Origin of the sequence: Radiobacillus sp. PE A8.2, from assembly GCF_045635475.1 — a bacterium.
Lineage (GTDB): Bacteria > Bacillota > Bacilli > Bacillales > Amphibacillaceae > JBJGXI01.
Genome location: NZ_JBJGXI010000030.1, coordinates 48647 through 67062 on the forward strand (window position 1 = coordinate 48647; position 18416 = coordinate 67062).

The 18416-nt window shown below is 36.8% G+C and carries 18 protein-coding genes and 1 riboswitch; all 18 genes read left to right on the forward strand.

Translation table 11 applies throughout. From position 1 onward, the window contains the following. Positions 1–98 precede the first annotated feature (98 nt). Positions 99–656 carry a glycerol-3-phosphate responsive antiterminator gene (locus tag ACI6MV_RS15710; protein ID WP_407271267.1) on the forward strand — a complete coding sequence of 186 codons (558 nt, stop codon included), beginning with the start codon at positions 99–101 and terminating at the stop codon, positions 654–656. A gap of 246 nt (positions 657–902) precedes the next feature. Continuing rightward, complete coding sequence (locus tag ACI6MV_RS15715) at positions 903–1664, forward strand: MgtC/SapB family protein (protein WP_407271268.1); 762 nt, start codon at positions 903–905, stop codon at positions 1662–1664. Between the two features lie 15 nt (positions 1665–1679). After that, positions 1680–2483 (forward strand): endonuclease/exonuclease/phosphatase family protein, encoded by an 804-nt coding sequence (locus ACI6MV_RS15720; RefSeq protein ID WP_407271269.1) that lies wholly within the window; start codon positions 1680–1682, stop codon positions 2481–2483. 19 nt (positions 2484–2502) lie between these two features. Beyond that, positions 2503–3276 (forward strand): HAD-IIA family hydrolase, encoded by a 774-nt coding sequence (locus tag ACI6MV_RS15725; RefSeq protein ID WP_407271270.1) that lies wholly within the window; start codon positions 2503–2505, stop codon positions 3274–3276. A 15-nt stretch (positions 3277–3291) separates the two neighbouring features. Continuing rightward, the gene (locus ACI6MV_RS15730; protein ID WP_407271271.1) at positions 3292–4605 is read left to right on the forward strand and encodes an ABC transporter substrate-binding protein; all 1314 of its coding nucleotides are present in this window, start codon (positions 3292–3294) and stop codon (positions 4603–4605) included. Between the two features lie 124 nt (positions 4606–4729). Beyond that, positions 4730–5590: a carbohydrate ABC transporter permease gene (locus tag ACI6MV_RS15735; RefSeq protein WP_407271272.1), complete on the forward strand. Its 861-nt coding sequence runs from the start codon at positions 4730–4732 to the stop codon at positions 5588–5590. Continuing rightward, positions 5587–6411 (forward strand): carbohydrate ABC transporter permease, encoded by an 825-nt coding sequence (locus ACI6MV_RS15740; RefSeq protein WP_407271286.1) that lies wholly within the window; start codon positions 5587–5589, stop codon positions 6409–6411. Before ACI6MV_RS15735 ends, ACI6MV_RS15740 begins: the two co-directional genes overlap by 4 nt. 91 nt (positions 6412–6502) lie before the next feature. Then, positions 6503–6955 carry a hypothetical protein gene (locus ACI6MV_RS15745; protein ID WP_407271273.1) on the forward strand — a complete coding sequence of 151 codons (453 nt, stop codon included), beginning with the start codon at positions 6503–6505 and terminating at the stop codon, positions 6953–6955. Positions 6956–7852: 897 nt separating this feature from the next. Continuing rightward, entirely contained in the window at positions 7853–8896 is a 1044-nt protein-coding gene (selD, locus tag ACI6MV_RS15750) for a selenide, water dikinase SelD (protein WP_407271274.1), read from the forward strand. 12 nt (positions 8897–8908) lie between these two features. After that, positions 8909–9949, forward strand: a complete 1041-nt coding sequence (mnmH, locus tag ACI6MV_RS15755) for a tRNA 2-selenouridine(34) synthase MnmH (RefSeq protein ID WP_407271275.1) — start codon at positions 8909–8911, stop codon at positions 9947–9949. A gap of 155 nt (positions 9950–10104) precedes the next feature. After that, positions 10105–11466, forward strand: a complete 1362-nt coding sequence (locus ACI6MV_RS15760) for a hypothetical protein (protein ID WP_407271276.1) — start codon at positions 10105–10107, stop codon at positions 11464–11466. 205 nt (positions 11467–11671) lie between these two features. Then, positions 11672–13876, forward strand: a complete 2205-nt coding sequence (locus ACI6MV_RS15765; RefSeq protein WP_407271277.1) for an alpha/beta hydrolase family protein — start codon at positions 11672–11674, stop codon at positions 13874–13876. Between the two features lie 566 nt (positions 13877–14442). Continuing rightward, positions 14443–15129, forward strand: a complete 687-nt coding sequence (locus tag ACI6MV_RS15770) for a TasA family protein (protein ID WP_407271278.1) — start codon at positions 14443–14445, stop codon at positions 15127–15129. Positions 15130–15256: 127 nt separating this feature from the next. Then, positions 15257–16135 carry an amyloid fiber anchoring/assembly protein TapA gene (tapA, locus tag ACI6MV_RS15775; protein WP_407271279.1) on the forward strand — a complete coding sequence of 293 codons (879 nt, stop codon included), beginning with the start codon at positions 15257–15259 and terminating at the stop codon, positions 16133–16135. Further along, the gene (gene sipW / locus ACI6MV_RS15780) at positions 16132–16719 is read left to right on the forward strand and encodes a signal peptidase I SipW (protein ID WP_407271280.1); all 588 of its coding nucleotides are present in this window, start codon (positions 16132–16134) and stop codon (positions 16717–16719) included. Before tapA ends, sipW begins: the two co-directional genes overlap by 4 nt. Positions 16720–16755: 36 nt before the next feature. Further along, on the forward strand, positions 16756–17403 hold the full coding sequence (locus ACI6MV_RS15785) for a hypothetical protein (RefSeq protein ID WP_407271281.1): 648 nt from the start codon (positions 16756–16758) through the stop codon (positions 17401–17403). A 111-nt stretch (positions 17404–17514) separates the two neighbouring features. Next, positions 17515–17600: riboswitch (cyclic di-GMP riboswitch) on the forward strand. A 24-nt stretch (positions 17601–17624) separates the two neighbouring features. Then, positions 17625–17744, forward strand: coding sequence for an anti-repressor SinI family protein (locus ACI6MV_RS15790; RefSeq protein WP_407271282.1), 120 nt, complete (start codon positions 17625–17627; stop codon positions 17742–17744). An 88-nt stretch (positions 17745–17832) separates the two neighbouring features. Beyond that, positions 17833–18156 (forward strand): helix-turn-helix domain-containing protein, encoded by a 324-nt coding sequence (locus ACI6MV_RS15795; protein WP_407271283.1) that lies wholly within the window; start codon positions 17833–17835, stop codon positions 18154–18156. The last annotated feature ends 260 nt before the right edge of the window (positions 18157–18416 follow it).

Consider the following 18416-nt stretch of genomic DNA (forward strand, 5'->3'; position numbering starts at 1 on the left):
TGTCGTTTTATGTCTACCACCTCTTTTGTTTTTTGTACTACCCGTGTATATTAGTTAATAATAAGAATTTTTAAAAATATTTTCATGGGAGGAAAAGCATGGATTTTGATGGTCAGAAGATAATTCCGTCATTTAGGGACATGAAACAGTTTGAAAAACTATTAGAAAGCGAGTTTAATTATATCGTTTTAATTGATAGTCATATAAATCAATTGGAAATGATTATGAATATGGCCAAAGCAAAAGAAAAAAAGGTAATTATACATGCCGATTTTGTTAACGGTTTATCTAATGATCTTTATGGGGCGGAATATTTGAGCCAACGAATTAAACCAACTGGCGTGATATCGACAAAACCTAACTTTATATCATCAGTAAAAAAGAATGGTGTTCTTGCTATCCAACGAATGTTTTTGATCGATTCAATCGCAATTAAGAAAAGCTACCGACAAATTGAAAAATCAAACCCTGATTATGTTGAGGTATTGCCAGGCATTGTGCCCGAAATTCTCACTGAAGTCAAACAGGCCTTGCCTTGTCCAATTATAGCAGGAGGGTTAATAAGATCAGTTGTGGATGTAGAAAATGCTTTACATGCAGGAGCTGTTGCTATTTCAACAACAGATCAAGAGATCTGGAAAAAGTTCGAAAGATAAAAGTACTCCATAGTTATGGGGAGGTGTAAGGTCAGAAGATTAATTGTTATTTAATTAAATGTTGACACCGTTTTCATAATGAGGTAAAGTGGTAGTAAGTTAATAAAACGGATCGGGTATAGGAGATCCACACAATAATCCTCTATGGGGGAGTTGTGTGGATCTTTTTATATTTTATTAGCTTATTCGATCACAAAAAATAAAGGGGTGAAATGTAAGGGGATAATAACAAAGGAGAAATGATTCATGTTTTATTGGACAACGGCATTCTTACATCAGGATTTTATAATCATGGCGTTTCGGTTAATATTTGCTTCCATATTATGTGGGGTAATAGGAATGGAAAGAGAATTAAAGAGCCATCCAGCAGGTTTCAGAACACATATGCTCGTTGGAATAGGATCATGTTTGATGATGTTGTTATCGCTATACGGATTTGATTCATTTATCAAAACATATTCAGATATTGTCAACATTGATCCAGCAAGAATTCCTTCATATGTTATCAGTGGTATCGGTTTTCTAGGTGCTGGGACGATTATTTTTCATGGCAACACAGTTAAAGGTCTCACAACGGCAGCCTCTATATGGGTGGTGGCTGGAATTGGTTTGATCTCAGGAATTGGTATGTATGGGCTGGCAGTTTTAGCCACTGTATTGGTCACAGTATCGTTAAATTTAAGTCAATTAGAAAATTTCATCCAGAAAAAGAATACAACGAAACAAATAGTGGTGATTTCAAGCAAGTTTAGGGACTTGCCGAGCATCATTAAAACTTTGCAATCGTGTGACGTAAATATTCATGGTTGTTCTATCAGTAAAATGAAGAACCATGAAGAATATAACGAAAAAATCATGTTTATATTTAAGTGCAAAAAACTTGAAACAAGTACACTCTTAAATCTATATGAAAATCTCTATGAAGTATCTGGGGTTATAAAAGTAGACGATCATCTATTAAACAATCATATCAATTATTCGCAAAAAGATAAAACATTTGATCTTTAAAGGGAGGAATTTTAGATGGAATTCAACGTAATGACATTTAACCTTAGACTTGATACCCCAGAAGATAATGGGAATTCATGGATATATCGATCAGATAAGGTAACCGAACTAATACGTCGTTATAACCCTATTGTATTTGGTACACAAGAAGCGTTACCTAATATGATTAATGATCTGGAAAGAGGGTTAGAAGACTATGAATGGTTAGGTGAGAGTAGGCGGGAGAATGATGAATATAGTGCGATTTTTTATAAAAAATCTGTGCTAAAGCCAATTGAGCAAGGTACATTCTGGCTATCAGAATCCCCTGATGTACCAGAAAGTAAAAGTTGGAATTCCCATTTACCACGAATATGTACATGGTGTTTATTTGAATCTATTAAAGATCCCAAGAAACAGTTTTATGTTTATAATACTCACTTAGATCATATTAGCGAACAAGCTCGAAATGAAGGGATACGACTAATAATAAAAAGGATTAGTACATCCAAAAGACTACCTTCAATTTTAATGGGTGATTTTAATGCCAGTACTGATTCATTCATTATTCAATATTTAAGAAATGTAAGTGAGAGGGAAACTACTAAATTAAAGGATTGTTTTTCAGTCATCAAAAATCCAGTTGGAACTGAAATAGGTTGTACATTTCATGATTTTCAAGGAGATGTTGACGGTAGCCCAATCGATTTTATTTTCACAACAACTGAATTTGAACCTGTTGCGACAGAAATAATTAGGGAAAAAATACATGGTGGTTATCCTTCTGATCATTATCCTATTTTAACATCACTTCGTTTCGCAAAATCGGCTGGAGCATAAAGGAAAAGCGGAGGGGAACATGAAAGGATTTATTTTTGATCTTGACGGAACATTATATAGAGGTAATAAAGTAATAGAAGGAGCACCAGAGACATTAAGTTTGATTAGAAATAGAGGCGATCGAGTAGTGTTTTTAACGAATAAGCCTATCGTCTCTCGTGAACAGTACGTCGAAAAGTTGAAAAAAATGGGGATTATGGCAAACCTAAATGAGATTATCAATTCTAATTTAATTACAGTAAAATATTTAAAAAAACACATGACAATTAAAGATAAAGTCTTGGTTATTAGTGAGCAGCCACTTTTAGATGAACTGAAAGAGAATTATATTGCGATAACAGATAATCCAGCGGAAGCGACTTATGTCATTCTTTCATGGGATCGAGAATTCACCTACAAGAAATTAGATAACGCATTTCAGGCATGGCGGAATGGTGCCAGGGTTCTAGCAACAAATCCAGATCGAACTTGCCCAGTTGAACATGGTTTTGTGCCAGATTGTGGAGCAATAATTGGAGCGCTGGAAGGAGCTACAGGAGAAGCGGTTGAGCTCATAATGGGTAAACCGTCTCATTTAATGGCTGAGGAAGCCAAAAGTGTATTGAACCTTGATTATTCGGATTGCTTTATGGTGGGTGATCGATTAGAAACGGACATAAAAATGGCAAACGACATTGGTTTTCATTCTATACTCGTTTTAACCGGATCTACATCACTTGCTGACGTGGAGCTTTCAACAAATAAGCCATCTTATACATTAAACAGTGTTAAAGAAATTGTGAGCATTAAATAAAGGAGGAAATGTACGATGCGTATATTGAAAAATAGATTACTAGTTTTAGTTGGATTATTATTATTAGTGATGGTAATTGCTGGTTGTGGTGACGACAGTGGAACTGACTCTGCCGAAAATAATAACGGAGATACGAATAATACCGAAAATACGGAAAATGATGAAGGTAGCTCAGATGAGGTAGTGGAACTTGAATTATTCTCTACGAAAACAGAAAATCCAGAAACATATCAACGTTTAGTAGATAAATTTGAAGCAGACAATCCGAATATTAAAGTAGAAGTAATTTCACAGCCAGATTCCACTACGGTATTAAAAACAAGACTTACAAAAAATGATTTACCTGACATAATTGCAATTGGTGGTAACTCGACGTATGGCGAACTGGCTCGTGAAGGCGTGTTAAAAGATTTCACAGATTCACCACTGGTTGAAGATATCAATGAAGGTTTCTTATATCAAGTAAAAGACCTAGTAGAATACGGAGAAGAGAAAGTTTATGGTATTCCTTATGCAGGTAATGCGGTTGGTGTGCTTTATAACAAAGCTAAATTTGAAGAATTAGACTTAGAGATACCGACGACTTGGGACGAGTTTATCGCAGTAGCTGATAAGATTGAAGCAGCAGGAGAAATGCCGTTCTACCATACTTGGAAAGATGCGTGGACAATCACTTGTCCGTGGAACGACTTAGTCATTAACATCGCTGGTGATGATTTTGCACAAAGTAAAAATGCAGGCGAAGTAACGTTCGTCGATCGCTATGACGAAGTAGCAGAAAAAATGCTAACACTTCGTGACTACAGCCATGATGATGTATTCGGTAAAGCCTATGCAGATGGTAACCAGGCTTTTGCTAACGGAGAAAGCGTCATGTATTTACAAGGAAACTTCGCGGTACCATTGATTAAAGAATACAACCCTGACATCGAACTTGGTATGTTTACACTACCTGCAGTAAACGATGCTGAAGAAAATATGTTCGTTGCGAGTGTTGACGTATTATTCACGATGCCAGCGGATGCCGAACACCCAGATGAAACGATGAAATTCATTGAATTCATGTATGAAGAAGAAAATGCTACACAGTACATGGAAGAACAATTTGCGATCTCTGCGATTAACAGTGTGACGTACATTGATCCAATCATGGAACCATTAAAAGATAAACTAGCAGAAGGTATGATCCGTGAAGCACCAACACACTATTACCCGACAGGCTTCCCGGCGGCGCAATCAATTCAAGAATTCTTAATTGATGGAGATAAAGATGCATTTTTAAAGAAAATGGATGAAGACTGGGATAACGCAATAGCAAACCAAAACTAATATCTTAACAAGTTGAAAAGGGTCATGCTCCCTTAACCTACAGTTACCCCTAAAATAATAATTGTAGTTAAAACTGAGGGAGCATACCCTTATATTCATCTAAGTATTGAAGGAGTTATTTGAAATGGCAAAAAAACGTGCTTTTTATATCATGACTATACCTGCCATGTTATTATTCTTTTTATTTCAAACGTATCCAACATTACAGGGCATCTTTTATAGTTTTACAAATTGGAAGGGTTATGGAGATTGGAATTTTGTAGGCTTCGATAACTTTTTGCGATTTTTTCGAGATGATCGAACACAACATGCTTACTTATTTACTTTTGGCTATTCTATTCTTTCTACGATTCTTGTAAATATTATTAGTTTAGTTGTTGCTTTAGGCTTAAATGCCAAAGTTAAATTTCAGAAAACATTACGAGGTATTTATTTTCTACCAAATATATTAAGTGTGTTAATTATTGGGTTTATTTTCGGATTCATTTTTTCTTATGTACTACCAGAGATTGGTGCTAGCTTGAACATTGGAATCTTGCAGAAAAATATTTTAGGAAATCCAGATTTAGCGTGGATTGGTATTGTTGTTGTAGCTGTCTGGCAGGCAGTGGCGTTTAATACAATTTTATATTTAGCAGGATTACAAACGATTCCTACTGAGTTATATGAAGCAGCAAAAATTGACGGAGCTTCTTCATGGAAAGAATTTTGGAAAATAACCTTTCCTCTAATATCACCATTTTTTACAATTAACGTGGTTGTCGCAATGAGAGAATTTCTTATGGCGTTTGATCATATTGTTGCCCTTACCAATGGTGGTCCGGGAACAACAACGGAATCTATCTCGTTATTAATTTACCGGGGTGCATTCCAGGATGGAGATTTTGCCTATCAATCAGCCAATGCGGTTATTTACCTAATTGCGATTGTATTTATTTCAGTCGTGCAGATTTACTTTCTGCAGAAAAGGGAGGTTGAGCTATAGTGAATTCAAAAAAAACCAATTGGACACTAACACTGTTACTGTGTTTAGGCGCACTTACCATTATCTTTCCACTATACTTAACGATAACCATTGCAGTAAAGTCACCTGTTGAAATGGCTCAATCAATCTGGTCAATACCAACTACCATTCACTGGGAAAACTTTACGAAAGCAATTGAAATGACCAATTTTTTTAACGCATTTAAAAATAGTGCAACCGTGACGGTTTTCGCTGTGTCATTAACGATTTTGACAAATTCTATGGTAGCATATGCAATTGCTCGAAACATGCACTTGCGATTTTTTAAATTTTTATATTACTACTTTGTAAGTGCATTATTCATTCCGTTTCCAATTCTTATGTTGCCATTAGTTAAGCAAATGAGTAGCTGGGGACTAGATAATATTGTTGGTCTAATCTTCTTATATGTCGTATTTGGCTTAGCATTTAACGTTTTCTTATACGTTGGTTATATTAAATCAATTCCAAGAGAATTGGAAGAAGCGGCAATAATGGACGGAGCGGGCACATGGAAGATTTTTTGGAAGGTGATTTTCCCACTTCTTTCGCCAATGAATGCAACAATAGCTATTCTTACTTGTTTAAAAGCATGGAACGATTTCCTGTTGCCATTAATCATTTTGGTCGATAAGGATGACGCGACCTTACCATTAGTGCAATACGTTTTCCAATCAGAGTTTAGCGCAAATTTTAATTTAGCATTTGCTTCCTATTTATTAGCGCTATTACCGATGGTTATTGTTTATTTATTTGCGCAAAATTGGATAATTGGTGGTTTAACGCGTGGTGCCGTTAAATAAAGATATAAAATTAGGAAAAAGATGATACGATAACTAAAGCATATCTGGGGGATAAGGGGAAAAGGCTATAACAATAGTAATCAAACAATCCGTGGGACATATTGGAGAAAAATTGCATGCTTTTCCTGAAACACAACAAATGGTAATAAATGTGATTGATAGCCAATCAATTCATATTGTAATAGATGATCAACCATTCTCATTGTTTGAAGGGGAATTAATCAACTTTGAAAGATATCTTCACCTTGACAAAGGTTTTCCGAGGGAATTATCCACTGGAGATTACCAAACGGTAAAGAAACTAAGCTTCATTATAAACGGGTGGTTTCGTTTGTGCTTAAAGTTGTTTGCTGTTGATGTTGCGATTACTCCAGTTAGTGATATTAGACTAATTAAAATAGTTTCTAAAGTAAATGGCGATGTAGCTAATTTAGCGGATAGAGATGATCCTAAAGTCGCTTCGGAAAAATTGTCATTGTTACGTGTAGCTGAAATCGCTAATCAAAATGGCTACAGAATTGTTAAAAATTGTACCCGCAACTAATCTAGAGGTAGCGTGCATTTCTTCAACCTTTGTTAGTGCAAATAGTTATTGTTATGCGCATAAAATTGATGATACTGTTGTAACTGATATTTACTTTTATGATGGAGCAAAACCTGTGCATTTTACAAAATATAATATATACGCAGATATGTTAAGGCATGGTAGTGAAATTGTAAAATGTGGACTAAACATGCAGAAGCAAATAACAGAATGAACTTTTGAGAATTTACTCATTTCTCAGAAGGAAGGCTGCTGAGTGTTCAGATGGGTAGGCATACTGTCACATAGTGGAGAAGGCTAAGCAATAAGAAACAGTGATGAATTGATTTATGTAGAAGAGGGTAAAAAGTAGGTTGTTCCTGGTAAAGGTTGGGGAAGTGAGCGTGGCCACTTCCCGATGATTTAAAATAGATGCTAATATTGTGAAAGTAATCTGAAATCATTATTATAGGGGGTTAGTTAACTAATTCAAAACAAATTGTGATGAAGGTGACGATTTTGATGGTGAAGAAACATAGTATAAATGCAAAAGTCGAAGAAATATAAATGAACTATTCTATAGTTGGTGCACTTAGCAATTGGAATTCCAGTGCGACCACATTTTATGAAAATCTATCGTTTAAATATTTATGCGGCCACTAGGGGCCGTATTTGTTTTAGAAGTTCTATTTTACATAATATAAGGTCCCCTGTGTCTAAAGTTCTGTTATTAAGGATAAAGATCATCTGTTTCCAGCTTACAACTTAAAAACTCTTGGCAGTTAGCGATGAGAAATTACAGCTACTCAAAAAACTTCCTTATAATAATGTGTTTCAAATCCCGTATTTCTCTGTGTCTCCATAATTATGGTAAAATCAACCTATACCCTCAAACCGAATGGAGATGCTCATTTACATATGTCAAATTCAATTAAATTAACGTCATTATCTTCAAAAGGTGGATGCGGTTGTAAAATAGGTCCAGCTGATTTAACAGAAGTGCTGCGTTCCCTTCCAACTCCTGTCGCCAATCCAAACTTGCTTGTTGGCCATGATACTAGTGATGATGCAGGTGTTTATAAGTTGAATGATACAACCGCAATTGTGCAGACTGTTGATTTTTTCACTCCAATTGTTGATGACCCTTATAACTTTGGGCAAATTGCTGCGGCGAATGCCATCAGTGATGTGTATGCGATGGGTGGAAAGCCGATCACGGCACTTAATATTGTCGCTTTTCCTATCACAACCTTGGAGAAGGCGATCCTGGCAGACATTTTACGTGGTGCTGGGGACAAACTTGCAGAAGCTGGTGTCACACTGGTTGGTGGGCATTCAATTGATGACAAAGAGCCGAAGTTTGGGCTCGCGGTTACCGGAACTGTCCATCCCGATAAAATCAGAACAAACGCAGGAGCACAGCCTGGTGATAAACTTATTTTGACGAAGCCGATTGGTGTCGGAATTTTAACAACATCGATCAAAAAGGAATTGCTTGATGAAGCAGAAATTACAAGGGTAACAAACGTGATGGCAACCTTGAATAAAATAGCGGCTGAAACAATGGAAACCTACGATATTCATGCATGTACGGATGTTACTGGATTTGGGTTGCTTGGTCATGCTACAGAGATGGCTAAAGGAAGCAGTGTCGGTATAACGATTAACTATAGTAAAGTGCCAGTTTTACCACGTGTGAAGGAGCTTGCGGAATCCGGGTCTGTACCTGGTGGAACGAAAAATAACTTCGCACATGTAAAGGATTCTGTGACATTTGCTGCGAGCATGGATCAAATGGATCAGTGGATCTTATGTGATGCGGTTACTTCTGGTGGACTGTTGATTGCTGTTGCTGAACAGGAGGCAGATGCACTTGTGAAGGAAATGCAAGCAAATGGCGTCGATGCTAAAATGATTGGTGTGGTAACCGAACAAAATCGAGGACAAATCATCGTAAAATAGGAAGTGAAGCTTATGTTCCAAGATATAGCCCTACAAACACTGTTTCAGCTAAAAAAAGAAGAAGACCATACATTAATTGATGTACGTTCTCCAAAAGAATTTATGGAAACAACAATTCCGGGGAGTATCAATATCCCGGTGTTTAACGATGGGGAGCGAGCAGAGATTGGTACACTTTATAAACAACAAGGTCCAGAAGTGGCAAAAGAACGCGGGCTAGAAATCTTTTCGGCAAAGTTACCTGATTTTATCGCCGAATGCAGGCAAATCGATACTCCGCTGACTGTATTCTGTTGGCGTGGTGGCATGCGTAGTAAAACTGCAGCGACTGTACTTGATTTAATGGGGATGCATGTAAACCGTTTAAATGGTGGAATTCGGTCCTATCGCGAATGGGTCGTTATTACACTGGAAAAGCAAGCATTTAATCCACAGCTGATCGTTATAAACGGCTACACAGGTGCCGGAAAAACGATGATTTTACAAGCACTCACGAAGCGGCATTACCCTGTAATCGATTTAGAAGGAATGGCCCAGCATCGTGGCTCGATCTTTGGTCAAATCGGTATCATCCCAAGTAACCAGAAAAATTTCGAATCCCAGCTTGTTCAAAAGTTGATTCAGTATCAAGATGAGCCATATGTGTTTATCGAAGGTGAGAGCAAACGTATTGGAAGAGCGACTGTACCAGATTTCCTATTTGATAAAAAGGAAAATAGCACGCAGATTTTCGTGGATATCCCATTGGAAGTTCGCGTCGAGAATATTCTTGAGGAGTATCAGCCGTGGGAACATTCAAAGGAGTTTATTGATGCTTTCCAAATTATTAAGAAGCGGATTCATACACCTGTGGCGAAGGAAGTTGAACTTGATCTTCGGTCAGGGAGCTATCGTCATGCAGTGGAATTATTACTAACCTACTATTACGATCCGAAGTACAATCACAGTACTAGTTTTCCAGATGAGAAAAAGCTACATATTCAAGCAGAGACGATAGCAGATGCTGTGGATAAAATAGAACAGTTGGTGCAGAACTCTGTAGTAGATAAGTAGGCTAATTTGTCCAAGAGAACACTAGAGAAGATCTAAGTCTTCCTTGGATTTAAATTGTGTAATCACCAAGCTACATTTTTAAAGCAGAATAGTTTGTTCGTGTTTAATTGGAAAAGAAATTCATTGTCCTTCTACGAGAAAAAGAGAGTGACCTTATGTTTTATTACATAGAAAGAGTTCTTATTTTAAGTTTAGGAATTATATTCGTTATCCAGCAACTAACGGGCTGGGCCTGGTTGAGTACATTACTCAGCCTTTTTGTTCTTGCCAATCTTTTCGTACACTTGCCGAGGATTCGTGGAACTGTTCAAGTGCTTTCCATAACATTTCTTGTCATCGGAATTGCGATAATGTTTTATCAACAAGCATCTATACAGGAATGGGAGGAAGCAGCCACACTTAATACAACGTTAATCACATTATTTGTGTTTGCACCGTTATTCGGGATTCCAGTTCGATCGCCTGTGTATGTTTCAGCTTTAAAGCAGTTTTATCAAAAGTCGATAAAAGGTGGCGTTTCTTTCTTCGTCGCAAGCCAATTGTTGACGAACATTTTGGCTGTATTTCTGAATGTTGGATCGATTTCAATTGTCCATCATTTAGTATCGATTCATAAAAGTTCTCGGTCTTGGCAAATCGTGACTACTGCACTAACGAGAGGATTTGCTTCTGCTATATTGTGGTCGCCATATTTTGCAGCTATGGCGTTATTATCAAGTGCATTGGACATTAAATGGGTCGAGCTCTTACCATATTTACTTGGTTTTTGTGTCATCTATATTTTTATAAGTCTAGTAATGGATTTGCCGTTGCTTCGAATTGAAGTGGAGGTTGGAGATAGATTAGATAATAGTGAACGGGTAGTATTTGTGGAAGGTAGCACAATTAAACGGTTATATTCTCTTGTCGGCTACTTGGTTTTCGCAATGGTGCTCATCCTTAGTTTAGAGAGAATCGTTAAGATGCCGATGGTTCTGATTGTTTCTCTCACGGCTGTGGTGTACCCACTGGTTTGGTGTATTTCCACTAGGTCTTGGTTTCTGTATAAACAAGGTATCAAAGATCATATCACTAGAAATCTACCTTCTTTGAAAAAAGAGATTACTTTATTCTTAACGGCTGGTTTCTTTAGTGGTGCGATGGCACAAACAAATCTAGGTATGTGGATTCCCGATTTGTTATCGGTATTTCCGGTCCCAATCGCATTAGGCTTTACACTAACATCGCTACTATTAATTGTATTAACGTCGTCGATAGGTGCTCACCCAATAATTCTTATATCAATCCTGGTCACGACCGTAAATCCATCAAGTGTAGAGATAACACCAGAGTATTTTGCAATTCTGCTTCTGGGGAGTTGGAGTATTTCTAATATCATTTCACCTGCTTCTGCCGTCAATAATTTACTAGCAAACTTCGTTGGAAAAGATGTGTTCCAAATTGCTAGATTGAACTATAAGTTTAGTGCAGTGCTGTTAATGGTGCTGCCGATTTATTTGTATATTATTGTGCTGTAATCGAAATGTATATTTGTCATAAGAAGGAATGCAGAGTTTTGCTTTCCAGATATAAATGAAGTGAAGATAAAAGTGTTAGAACCGTGTTTGTACTTATGGATTTTTATTATTTTCCCTGCATTCTCCTATAGGTGTCAGGAAATAAACATGATAGTATAGTAGCATCTTAGTTTGTCAGAAAATCCTTTTAAGGTGGTGAGTAGTTTTGGGGCATTATTTAGGGAATATCTTACTTTGGTTTTTTAACCGACTATCGCGAATTCCAGATAGAGATCGAAGCTATGTAGTTTATCTTATGTCTGCGTTTTTGATGGCCACCATGGTTGCCTCCGCCTTACATGCGCTTGGAAATCCGACGGGGTCTACTTTGCTTATCCAAGTTACGGATATTGGAAAGGCTTTAGCGGTGAATTGCTTTTGGTTTGTTGTCTGGACAACTGGGATAAGCGCGTTATTATCTCTTATATATATACCTGTTCCTCGTCTTTTTTTGGCGAGTTTCGGTTATTGCATCTATGCTAGTGTAAAAATTTTACTTGATGATAGTTCTGGAACACTATTTTCATATGTTATGGGGGCCATCTACAGTATTGCTGCTTTGTGTGTCGGGTTATTTTTGATTGGGCTTTTTCACAAAGGTATGAATCAGCGTGTGAGGGTATTGATTACAATGCTATCCGCTGCCTATATGTTCTCCTTTATGTATGTGTTTTTTGATTATACGGAAAATAAAAGTGATCAGCTAGCTGTTGCTGCCGATGATACGGCTCCAATTACGGAAGAAAATCCTGCGCAAAAAGGATCATATGCATATGATTTTATGAGCTATGGTAGTGGAACTGATTTGCAACGTGAAGAATTTGGCGAGGATGTTGATTTAATTACGCATCCGGTAGATGCATCTAGTTTCATTACGAAATGGAGCGAAAAAAGGGAAAAGTTTTGGGGATTTGATGCTTCTAAGCTACCAGTAAACGGAAGAGCGTGGGTCCCAGATGGGGAAGGGCCGTTTCCGGTAATTCTTATGGTGCATGGTAATCATACGATGGAGTACTTTTCGACGAGTGGATACGATTATTTAGGAGAGCTACTCGCTAGTCGTGGATTTATTGCAATTTCGGTAGACGAGGATTTTATCAATTATTCCAATGTTTCAGGAAGCCCTAATGATAATTACCGCTTGCGTGCGTGGATGATGCTACAACATGTTGTGCAGCTACAGAGCATGAATCAAACCCCTGGAAATACTTTTTATCAAAAAATAGATTTTGACCAGGTTGCGTTTCTTGGCCATTCCCGTGGAGGTCAAGCCGCTGCAATGGCTGCTGATTACGAAACGTTCTTTGATGATGCTAAATTGCTTGAAAGCTTAGACTCTATTGAGGTTAAAGCGGTCGCTGCTCTTGCACCAACAGATATAAAAGTGGATAAAAAACGAGCAAACCTGAGAAACATATCTTATCTTCTGCTACACGGGGCACGTGATGGAGATTTGAATGATTTCCGTGGGGAACGGCAGTTTTATCGTACAACGTTTGATGAGGATGACAAAGGGTTTAAGGCTTCCCTTTATATTGCTGATGCCAACCATAGCCAGTTCAATACAGAATGGGGTCGTACGGATGCCAGTGTACCAAAGGGGCTATTTCTAAATCGCAGGCAGCTGATGAATCCAGAAGATCAACGTCAAATTGCGAAAGTATATATTTCTGCTTTTTTTGAAAAGGTGTTTCATGAAAATGCGTCCTATCAAAAACTATTCCGCGATTATCGGTATGGACAAAATTGGCTTCCGGATACTACTCTAGTAAGCAAATACGAGAATGCTAGTTATATGCCAATCGTTGAGTTTGAGCAGGGAGATGACAATGGGGAATTTTCAGGTGGAGTTACCTCGAATGCAGATGGTTTTACAACTTGGGAAGTAATCACACCAAAAGACCGGCATGATCATAATCGTCTCAAAGATGCTGTGCTGCTTGAATGGGAAGAGCCTGCTGTCTACACAATTAATATTCCAAATGACTATCTGCGTACCAGGTCGTCGGAAAAGCCGCAGAGCCTTGTGGTAACAATGGCAAATAATAAAGAGGAAAGTATTCCTGAGATTCAGATAGAGCTTAAGACGACCGCCGGAGTTTCTGTACAACTACCATTAGATGAATTTATGCCAGTCCCACCGGTGATCACAACGGACTACACACCGTTCGGTTTATTTGATGATCTGTTTCGAGATGGAAAATACGAAAAAGCGTGGGAGCCAGTTTTTCAAACCTTTGAGATTCCGCTTGAATCATTCGAAAAGGTGGATCGTGAATTTGATGTGGAAGAATTAAATAAGATAACCTTACATTTTGAAGCCGGGCCTAGAAAGGTAATGGTAGAGGGTGTTGGGGGTAGTTCTTATTAGAAGGAATGTTATTCATGTTCCAAAGTAAAAAGTAACCGTCTATAGGATTGGTTACTTTTTTTGTAATCCTAAATTTGAAGTAGACGAACGGTTAAAAATTGATATAGGACGGCTGTTTAACGCTGTTGTGATTTGATTTTTATTTAATGGAATTTTTAACATGTAGTCAATTTCATCATTCTAATTTTTCACCACTCATGGCTACATATAGTTCGTTTATCACATTTCTAAACTGTATGTGTATATTAATGGATGTGTAATCTTCGTTTGTTCTTAATAAAGCATTCAATGCATTAATTATTATATAAACGTAAGCATTATGAAGTAAATAAGAGAAAAACAGCCATACTGTTCATTATAATGAACGGTATGGCTGTTTTTGATGGTTTTCAATCTGAAATCAATGAATTATACTGCAATTATATGTTCTTTATAAAGAACGATATGTTCTAAAAAAAGAACGACTGAGTACATATATTTGGAGGAGGCATGTGTACCTGAAGATTATATAAAACGGTACTTCATACATTTATAAATATTTTTTAAATCTAGGGAGGAAACGAGAAATGAATATAAAAACAAAATTAGGTATGGGTATCGCAACTGGTGTATTAGCTCTTGGATTAATTGGTGGAGGAACTTTTGCTTACTTTAGTGACACTGCAGTGCAAACAAATACATTTCAATCAGGAACAATTGTTTTAGATGTAGAACCTGAAGTGCAAGTTGCAATGGAAAATTTAAAGCCTGGCGATTGGATGCCAAGAACTTTTGAATTACAAAACAATGGCTCATTAGATATGAAGAATGTAGATCTTAAAACCTCATTTAAGGTTACTCGTGATGGGCAACCAGTCGTTCCTGGTTTAGCAGATAAATATGCAGAGCAAATTATCGTTCAATTTATGAACAATACATCTGGAGATGAAGATAAAGAAATATTGTTAGAAGTATCATTGAAAGATTTGCGCGATCTTACACCGAATGAGTTAGCTACAAGAATTGATATCGAACAAATAGTACTTTTACCAGGTTACAGCTTCTGGATTCCATTTATTGGGTGGATTACTGTGCCACCAGTATATCAGGATGTACAAAATGAAGTATCTGGAATTGCAGCTGGTGAGACAGCGGGATTCGACGTACAGTTCAGATTTAATGATACTGGTGTAGCTCAAAATGACCTGCAAAATCTAGACCTTGAGCTAACGTGGACATTTGAAGGATACCAAACTGACGGCGAAGAAAAGTAATCCAATAGAATAGAATGGAAAGGTGAGAAACCCTCACCTTTCCGATATTATTTATTATCATGAGTTTCGGAATTATATGATTGCAAATTCATGATAATAAATAATGGCTTTAACAGGAGGGCATGCCATGCGGGAATCTCGAGTAGTAAAATATAGAAAGAGACATCGTAAGTTAATTGTTATAACACAGGTTATAGTGATAAGTTATGGGACGATTGTAACGTTTTCATTATTGTCGTCAAATACATCTGCATATTACGGGAGTACAAGCAAAGTAAATGCAGTGGTTATATCTTCTGATGATTGGTATGATTACAGCTTTCTACAATTAGTGAAGAATGGCACAGTTAGTTTAGATGGATGTTCCGATAATGGTATTTCCGTAGAAATTATGAATGTTGGATCGGATATGACAAGGTCATCAAGCTATGAAGTTTATTTCTCAAATAATGATGAAGGTGTTGGAGATAAAATCACTTCTGGTTCAATTGAACCAATGAAAAATGGTGAAAAAGTAAAGCTTATGTATGAAGGTGATCAAGCAGGTGCGTATACGTTTAAAATTTTCCAAAGAACTGGCTTTGAAAACAAGGATGAAGAGCAAGCATTCATCTGGAGTGAAAAGATTAAAATTTGTACCGTTGAAGAAAATGTTGCGGAAGAGAGTCTTACCGAGCCAGCGAATCGTGAACAAAATACAGGTATTAAAGATGATGGGGCGGAGTTAGGTATAGATAAGCAGCAAGGTGAAGAGAAAAATCAAGCTCAAAATGATAACTTAAAAGAAGAAGAAAAAGACGAAGAAATAGAAGAAGAAAATCAAGAAGAAGTATCGAACAATGAGCAAGAACAAGGTGAAAATTCTCAGGATGAGGAAGCACCTCCAAAACCAAATGAACAATCAAACACACCTTCAGATGAGAAAAATGGTACTGAACTACAAGCAGAAATAAATGACGACAGTTCAAATGAAATTACTATTTCAGAGGATGTGGAAAAGGAATGAAGCTAAAAAGGTTAAAAGTTTGGGGAGGAAATATAGTAACAGTTGTTATGGTGATTACAATTGTAGTTATGGCATTTGTTATCATTGCCTCCAAGGTATCCGGTGGAGACCCTAAAGTATTCGGTTATGAATTAAAAACCGTATTATCAGGATCAATGGAACCAGAGATTAAAACAGGCTCCATAATAGCCGTAAAACCCGGTGGAGATATGACTGATTTTATAGAAAATGACGTGATTACATTCCAACAACAAGATGGCAAGTTAATTACTCATAGAATTGTCGAAGTTGTGGGTAATGGAGACAATGTTTTGTACCGAACAAAAGGTGATAGTAATGGTACTCCGGATAGTAATTTAGTATTAGCTGACAATGTAGTTGCAAAATATAACGGATTTACGATTCCGTATATTGGCTACATTATAAGTTTTGCACAATCCCAAAATGGTGCATTTCTTTTATTAGTTCCAGGATTCTTACTTCTACTTTTCGCGTGCTTTACGGTTTGGCAAACATTAGCACAAATCGGAGTAACCACTGGTAAGGAAGCTAAAAAAGAACAGGAAGATAGTTGTGCACCATAAATAAATGTAGATTAGTCCTGCCAAGGGGGCGATAATATGAAGAAAACATTAATGATTGGTTATATTATATTAATTGGATTTACATTTTATCCTAATAAATACTTTGCTGAAACGGGTTCGAATGCTGAAGGTACAGAGTTTGAAATGGAGGTATCTCCAAGCGGTATATTATTCAACATCGATGACATGAAACCGGGCGACTGGGCTCCGAGGACAATAACAATTCAGAATTCCGGGAATAAAGATTTTCAATATCAAATGACTATACGTAATGATGGAACAGAAAAGCTGTTTAATGAGCTTCTTCTGGAAATTGTTGATGTTAACGGAGAGTTGTATAATGGGAAAATCTCAGAATTTGTAAATATGCCATTGAGAACATTAGATAAATCAACTAATGAAGAAATAGAAATAACAATCCGTTACCCAGAATACTTAGGAAATGATTTTCAGGGGCTGAATTCGAAGTTTAGTTTCATATTTACAGCCGAAGGAAAAGGTAATGATAAGGTTGAAGTTATATCAGAAGGGCAGGTCGGGAGTGGTAATGGTGGAAGTTTACCTGATACATCTTCCCAAATGTTCAACTTCCTCTTGTTAGGTGTCTTTTTCACACTGACCTCCTTCATGATTATGCATTATTTGAAAACTCAGTTCAAATCAGAAAAAAATGAACCAAATTAAGTGAAAAAATTTAATTATACAATAATAGTGAATATCTGACAAAATAAGTTATGTAAGATTTTCTAACAGTATTGTATAGTATTCTTAGCTAGTAATTTAGAATAACTTACCCTCAGCTAAAGGTAAACTTATTGAAAAATAAGGACACAAAATCACAGGTCTAAAGCGATATTTGCTATGATGGCTGGGTTGCCTAGGAAGAAGATAGGGGACGAGGAAAATTGGTAAAAGCAATGGAAGATATAGTGCTTGATCAAGAATGGGTCCTGTTAATAAAAGAAGCTAAGAATATTGGTCTATCTGCTGAGGAAATACGCTTATTTTTGTCAAATGAAGGGTAAAAATGAATACAATAAATAATAAACGTGCTTTATATAGAACCCTCACCCTTTTTTATGGTACAATCTCCATGAAAGAGGGTGAGATACGATGATCGGCGAAAAAATAAAACAATTACGCCTAGAAAGGAAAATGTCGTTATCAGTTTTGGCCGAACAAGCGCAAGTAGCGAAATCGTATTTAAGCTCTATCGAACGGAACATTCAAACAAATCCCTCTATACAGTTTGTTGAAAAAATCAGTGCTGTGTTGGGTGTGTCTGTAAATGAATTGTTGAATGAGCATAATACTATCCAAAAGGAAGAATTGGATGAAACCTGGTTGCGAATTGTGAAAGAAGCAATGGACTCAGGAGTCTCTAAAGAACAATTTAGAGAATATCTAGAGTTTAGCAAATGGCGTAAGAATCAGTAAGGGGGTGCAATGGCACTCTCTTTTTTCTTGGCTTCTAAAATTATGAAATATCCAGAGTCAATTTCATAATTACCTTATACAGCTATCTGCATCCACATTAGTTCGGAGATGGTTTAACCCGACTATATTCGGATGCAGATAGCTAAAAAATCAGTATTGAGAACGATTAAACTTAAAATATTTATACATCGCGATTATTGCTTAATTTGAGCGAAGTTTCCATGTTGACACTGAATTTGGTATGATAAATAAACGATATT

Bases quoted from the DNA above. Each gene is read 5' to 3' on its own strand.
- ACI6MV_RS15710 (WP_407271267.1), top strand. From the start codon at position 99: ATGGATTTTGATGGTCAGAAGATAATTCCGTCATTTAGGGACATGAAA.
- ACI6MV_RS15715 (WP_407271268.1), top strand. From the start codon at position 903: ATGTTTTATTGGACAACGGCATTCTTACATCAGGATTTTATAATCATG.
- ACI6MV_RS15720 (WP_407271269.1), top strand. From the start codon at position 1,680: ATGGAATTCAACGTAATGACATTTAACCTTAGACTTGATACCCCAGAA.
- ACI6MV_RS15725 (WP_407271270.1), top strand. From the start codon at position 2,503: ATGAAAGGATTTATTTTTGATCTTGACGGAACATTATATAGAGGTAAT.
- ACI6MV_RS15730 (WP_407271271.1), top strand. From the start codon at position 3,292: ATGCGTATATTGAAAAATAGATTACTAGTTTTAGTTGGATTATTATTA.
- ACI6MV_RS15735 (WP_407271272.1), top strand. From the start codon at position 4,730: ATGGCAAAAAAACGTGCTTTTTATATCATGACTATACCTGCCATGTTA.
- selD (WP_407271274.1), top strand. From the start codon at position 7,853: ATGTCAAATTCAATTAAATTAACGTCATTATCTTCAAAAGGTGGATGC.
- mnmH (WP_407271275.1), top strand. From the start codon at position 8,909: ATGTTCCAAGATATAGCCCTACAAACACTGTTTCAGCTAAAAAAAGAA.
- ACI6MV_RS15760 (WP_407271276.1), top strand. From the start codon at position 10,105: ATGTTTTATTACATAGAAAGAGTTCTTATTTTAAGTTTAGGAATTATA.
- ACI6MV_RS15770 (WP_407271278.1), top strand. From the start codon at position 14,443: ATGAATATAAAAACAAAATTAGGTATGGGTATCGCAACTGGTGTATTA.
- tapA (WP_407271279.1), top strand. From the start codon at position 15,257: ATGCGGGAATCTCGAGTAGTAAAATATAGAAAGAGACATCGTAAGTTA.
- sipW (WP_407271280.1), top strand. From the start codon at position 16,132: ATGAAGCTAAAAAGGTTAAAAGTTTGGGGAGGAAATATAGTAACAGTT.
- ACI6MV_RS15785 (WP_407271281.1), top strand. From the start codon at position 16,756: ATGAAGAAAACATTAATGATTGGTTATATTATATTAATTGGATTTACA.
- ACI6MV_RS15795 (WP_407271283.1), top strand. From the start codon at position 17,833: ATGATCGGCGAAAAAATAAAACAATTACGCCTAGAAAGGAAAATGTCG.